This is a genomic window from Catenibacterium sp., from assembly GCF_052354645.1.
GTDB lineage: Bacteria > Bacillota_I > Bacilli_A > Erysipelotrichales > Coprobacillaceae > Catenibacterium > Catenibacterium mitsuoka_A.
In genome coordinates this window covers 1-5141 of record NZ_DAWDDM010000135.1, presented here as the reverse complement: position 1 = coordinate 5141, position 5141 = coordinate 1, and the positions used below count along the sequence as shown (strand labels likewise).

At 33.7% G+C, this 5141-nt stretch carries 8 protein-coding genes; all 8 read right to left on the bottom strand.

The window, feature by feature from the left end:
- Positions 1 to 1411: translation elongation factor 4 (gene lepA, locus ACT8VG_RS06985; protein WP_444195488.1), on the bottom strand; the 1411-nt coding region annotated here is incomplete at its 3' end.
- 18 nt (positions 1412 to 1429) lie between these two features.
- Positions 1430 to 1777, bottom strand: a complete 348-nt coding sequence (locus ACT8VG_RS06980) for a single-stranded DNA-binding protein (protein ID WP_187012900.1) — start codon at positions 1775 to 1777, stop codon at positions 1430 to 1432.
- A gap of 62 nt (positions 1778 to 1839) precedes the next feature.
- Positions 1840 to 2163: a holo-ACP synthase gene (gene acpS, locus ACT8VG_RS06975; RefSeq protein WP_117458049.1), complete on the bottom strand. Its 324-nt coding sequence runs from the start codon at positions 2161 to 2163 to the stop codon at positions 1840 to 1842.
- Entirely contained in the window at positions 2163 to 2810 is a 648-nt protein-coding gene (locus ACT8VG_RS06970) for a hypothetical protein (RefSeq protein WP_230310095.1), read from the bottom strand. Before ACT8VG_RS06970 ends, acpS begins: the two co-directional genes overlap by 1 nt.
- 21 nt (positions 2811 to 2831) lie before the next feature.
- Positions 2832 to 3149, bottom strand: a complete 318-nt coding sequence (locus ACT8VG_RS06965) for a thioredoxin family protein (protein WP_444195487.1) — start codon at positions 3147 to 3149, stop codon at positions 2832 to 2834.
- Entirely contained in the window at positions 3142 to 3795 is a 654-nt protein-coding gene (gene trmB / locus ACT8VG_RS06960) for a tRNA (guanosine(46)-N7)-methyltransferase TrmB (RefSeq protein WP_217106722.1), read from the bottom strand. The genes ACT8VG_RS06965 and trmB overlap by 8 nt, the downstream gene beginning before the upstream one ends.
- 36 nt (positions 3796 to 3831) lie before the next feature.
- Positions 3832 to 4527, bottom strand: a complete 696-nt coding sequence (locus ACT8VG_RS06955; protein ID WP_117458051.1) for a pseudouridine synthase — start codon at positions 4525 to 4527, stop codon at positions 3832 to 3834.
- Positions 4517 to 5141: hypothetical protein (locus tag ACT8VG_RS06950; RefSeq protein ID WP_444195486.1), on the bottom strand; the 625-nt coding region annotated here is incomplete at its 5' end. The genes ACT8VG_RS06955 and ACT8VG_RS06950, both read right to left, overlap by 11 nt.

Genomic DNA, 5141 nt, shown 5'->3' with positions numbered 1-5141 from the left:
AACCATAGAGACGAGTACATGATTTTAATTTATCAAAGAAATTATATATAATTTCTGTTAGTGGAATATAATAAATAACATTTCTTCTTGTATCATCAAGATATTCAATATCTACATATTCTCCACGCTTGTTCTGACATAATTCCATAATAGGACCAATAAATTCATCAGGTGTCATAATTGCTGCACGTACATAAGGCTCTTCAATACGTGTAATTGTTGTTGGATCTGGCAATAAAGCTGGGTTATCTATTTCAATCATAGAACCATCACTTAAATAAACGTTATAGATTACAGATGGTGCTGTCGCAATTAAATCAAGACCAAATTCTCTTTCTAGTCTTTCTTCAATAACATCCATATGTAATAATCCAAGGAATCCACAACGGAAACCAAATCCTAAAGCCTGAGATGTTTCAGGTTCATAAACAAGCGAAGAGTCACTTAACGCAATCTTTTCAAGTGCTTCACGTAAATCTTTATATTTAGCATTATCAATAGGATAAAGACCACAATAAACCATTGGGTTCATACGTCTATATCCAGGTAATGGTTCTTCTGCTTTATTTTCTAAAGTAGTAACTGTATCACCTACATGAACATCAGATATAGACTTGATACTTGCTGCAATCCATCCTACTTCGCCTGTTACTAGTTCATCCTTTTTCACTTCACGAGGCGTATGTACACCACATTCTACAACTTCGTAATCAGCATCACTTGCCATAAAATGAATGTGATCCCCTACTCTAATCTTACCTTCCTTAACACATACAAGAATAATGACACCTCTATATGCATCATAGAAAGAGTCAAAAATTAAAGCCTGTGTAGGGTTATTAATATCACCACTCGGTGCAGGAATCTTAGTTACAACTTCTTCTAGTACCTGGTCAACATTTAAGCCTGTCTTAGCTGAAATACGAGGTGCATCATCTGCAGGAAGACCAATTAAATCTTCTACTTCTTCTGCAACCCTATCAGGATCTGCACTAGGAAGATCAATTTTATTAATAACAGGAAGAATCTCTAAATTATTATCTAGTGCAAGATAAACATTCGCAAGAGTCTGTGCTTCTACACCCTGAGCCGCATCTACTACAAGAATAGCTCCTTCGCAGGCTGCAAGAGAACGTGATACTTCATAAGAGAAATCAACATGGCCCGGTGTATCAATAAGATGCAAAAGATAAGTCTTACCATCTTTTGCAGTATATGAAAGAGATACTGCATTTAACTTGATTGTAATACCACGCTCTCTTTCAAGTTCCATATCATCAAGTAACTGATCCTTCATATCACGATCAGCTACTGTGCCAGTTAATTGTAAAATTCTATCGGCAAGGGTACTCTTACCATGGTCAATATGTGCGATAATTGAAAAGTTTCTAATAAGTGACTGATCAACCATAAATAAACCTCCTTATTTCTACATAGTCAGCGGTTTCTGAAGTTCTTTGATCTTCTCATCAAGAACCTCGAAAGACTCTGCACGTACAGACATGACACGATATCCTTGATAATCGGGCTTGTCTTCAAGATCATTTAATCTTCCTTTTACTGCAATGACACTGCCAACATGACATGTATCATTAATCATTTCCGCTAAACCTCTCCATAAGATAATAGGAACCAAATCATAATCCCTACATCCTTTCACTTCATCAAAAGGACGATAAACCATAATATGGATTAAAGCATCCTTTCGATAATTATTGATAATTTCATAATCAGGCATCTGAGCAAGTCTACCCACAAGAAATACTTGATTATACATATAAAAATCACCTCCTCCAAAAGACTTGTTTTAAGAAGAAGGTGAATACGGGTTAAATAAAATTATTTCTTATTTACAAAAGCGATCGCAATGCCGCCATCATGTGCAATAGAAATGTCTGCATCCTCATCATTGAGATAAGGACTTCCGTCTTCATGATTCAAAATGACAATATCATGAAATGAAATACCACCAATACCTAGGTGATTTGCTTTCAGATAAGCTTCCTTGGCTGCAAAACGACCACCTAGATACTCTCTCTTACGCTTTTCGGTAGGAAATGATTGAAATATCTCATATTCTTCATCTGACAAAATATGACGGACAAATCTTTCATTCTCAATATCTAAGCGAGAAAGTTCAACGATATCAACACCAATTCCCATTAATCTTCAAACTTCTTTTCATAAAGATTCATGAGTTCATCATAGCTCATATCATCATTGATTTCTTCAATCAAAGGATCTTCATTTTCCATGTCATGTTTGAACTTACCAGTTCTCTCTTCAACAATTTTGAGGTCTTCTTGTGATTCAAGTGTTAAAGTAGATAAATTCTTCAAGCGGTTTTCTACAGAATCAATCACTTCACTGCTTTCCTTCTTGACTACTTTCTCTACCTTCTTTGCCTTTTTCACAACAGGCTTTTCTTCCTCAATTCCTTGAGCACCATAAAAAGGACTTAATACCGGTACCACATCATCCTCACGTCTTTTTATTTTTTTCTTAACTGCTGGCTTTTTTTGTGGCACAGGGTTATTAGATTCCTGCACTCCGTTCATTGGAGAGATGATCTGACTCATAACATATTCTTGCTTTTTAGGCTTTTTAGGTTCTTCTTTTTTCTTTACTACAGGAACCTTTACTTCGACTTTTTGTTCTTCAACTTTTTTTTCTTCGTTATAAATCATAGGTTCACTGAACTTTTCTTTACGACGCTGTTCAATCACAGGATCCACATGTGGTGGCTCCTCTTTCTTTACAGTATCTTCAAAATCCATATCTTTACCCATAATCCAATCTGTAATTTTCATATTCAACCCACACTTTCTTTTTTAAATTGAATCAATGAAAGACTGAACTTCCTCCTCTGTCTTTCTTAATTTCGATACCAATCGTCCTAGTTCCTGTCCCTTATCATATGCAATAAAAGAAGGAATACCTAAGATATTTAATTCAATACATAAATCAAGCATATCGTCACGATTCACATAATAGAATTGATATGCTAGATTGTTTTCAACAACATGTTCTATATAGGTTTTCATATAAAGACAATCTGGACACCAATCTGTAGAAAATACGATAATACATTTATTCTGGATAGCTTCTTTAAACTCTTCTAAAGAATGCAATTGAATGAGCTTATCCATTCATATCACCAAAATCAATATCGATTCTATAAATAGGACCAAATGGTGAGAACTTCTTTTCATATTCAGTCATCACATTATCTTCATATCCTTCACTATGATGAAGATCTAAACATACATCATGGAAACGTGCTCCATAATTGTTCATAGAAACAAGTGAGAATTCAAAGAATGGACGGTTATCTGTCTTAAAAATCAAATGACCTTCATCCTTTAAAATACTCTTATAAACATCTAAGAATGAAGAATAAGTCAATCTTCTCTTTGAATGTCTCTTTTTAGGCCAAGGATCACTGAAGTTTAAATAAACTGTATCAATCTCACCTTCTGCAAATACTTCACCTAATACTGCTGCATCTTCCTTCATAAAGCGAAGATTTGGTAAAGTTTCCATCTCTAAGAATTTCTTTACCGCAATAGTTAGAACTGTTGAATATTTTTCAATACCAATAAAGTTGATATCTGGATTTCTTCTCGCATTTTCGATAATGAAATCACCTTTTCCCATTCCAATCTCAATCGCAATAGGATTGTTATTTCCGAATACCTCATGCCACTTACCTAAGTGGTCACGTGGATTAATAAAAACTAAATCTGCATGCTCTTGTAAAAAAGGCATCGCATCAGGATTATTTCTTAATCTCATAAAACCTCCATATCATTGTTATTATATCATAAAACGTTATAGTATGCTATTAATTTCCTCATCTGTAAGTGGTCTGTAATGACCTAATTTAAGACTCTCATCAAGTTTAAGTTCTCCCATGCTGATACGCTTCAAATAAACAACCTCTTTACCACACGCTTGAAACATTCTTTTAACCTGATGAAACTTGCCTTCATAAATAGTCACTTCACACTCACTAATTTCATCGCTCTTAATAATATTCAAAAAAGCTGGCATACATGTGAAATCTTCTAAAGGAATACCTTTAGTAAATGCATTGATATCACCTATTCCAAGTCTTCCCTTCACTTTAACATAATAAGTCTTTGGAACATGTGTTCTAGGAGAAAGGAGACGATGTGCTAGTTGCCCATCATTAGTGATAAGCAAGAGACCTTCTGTATCTACATCAAGTCTTCCTACTGGGAATAGTCCAGGATGGTATTCTTTAATCAAATCAATAACCGTAGGATAAAGATTATCTTCTGTTGCACTCACATAACCATCTGGCTTATTCAACATATAATAAACATACTTTGAATAAACAATCTTTTCACCATCTACATAAATCTCGTCTTTTTCAGGATCAACATGAGCCCCTGATGATTTAATCTTCTTACCATTAGAAACAACAACTCCATCCTTTAAAAGCTGCTTCACATCTTTTCTTGAGCCATATCCACAATGTGCTAATAATTTATCAATTCTCATTCTTCACCTCAAAACAATAACTATAACTTTCATCAGAATCTGATTCATTTTGATCATAATGAACAAAAACCTTAAGTGAGTCTTTCTTCTTTACTCTTCCTGACAAAGAAATACCTTTATAAATATTCTTCTTTTTATCAACGACTCTCGGAACCATAGAATAAGTTTCCTTATCAAAATATCCAATAGTCGGCTGGTAATCATCTAAACATGATGAACTATATGAAATAGCCTTAATATTGTACATGTTCTCTTTTGGTTCATCAATGACTAATTCATATCGATATCCTTCATTTATTTCCGTATAATACAATTTTATATTCATTTTATCAGAAATATCATCGAATTTCTTGGCTTTTTTGATATATGACAAATCTTCTTTGTATTTTTTTAATATTCTATCTGAAATATCTGAATCTTTTGTCTTTGTTCCACATGCCGTCATAAATAAACAAAGCAAAACCACCAACAACTTCTTCATACAAACTGCCTCCCATTTAAAAATTATAACATTCTCATCTATAGAACGTAAATACAATGATAAAAAAAGAAGACAATTTCTCTGATTCCAATGTGATAATGTCTCAATGTATCCAAGTTGATAATGTCCCAAT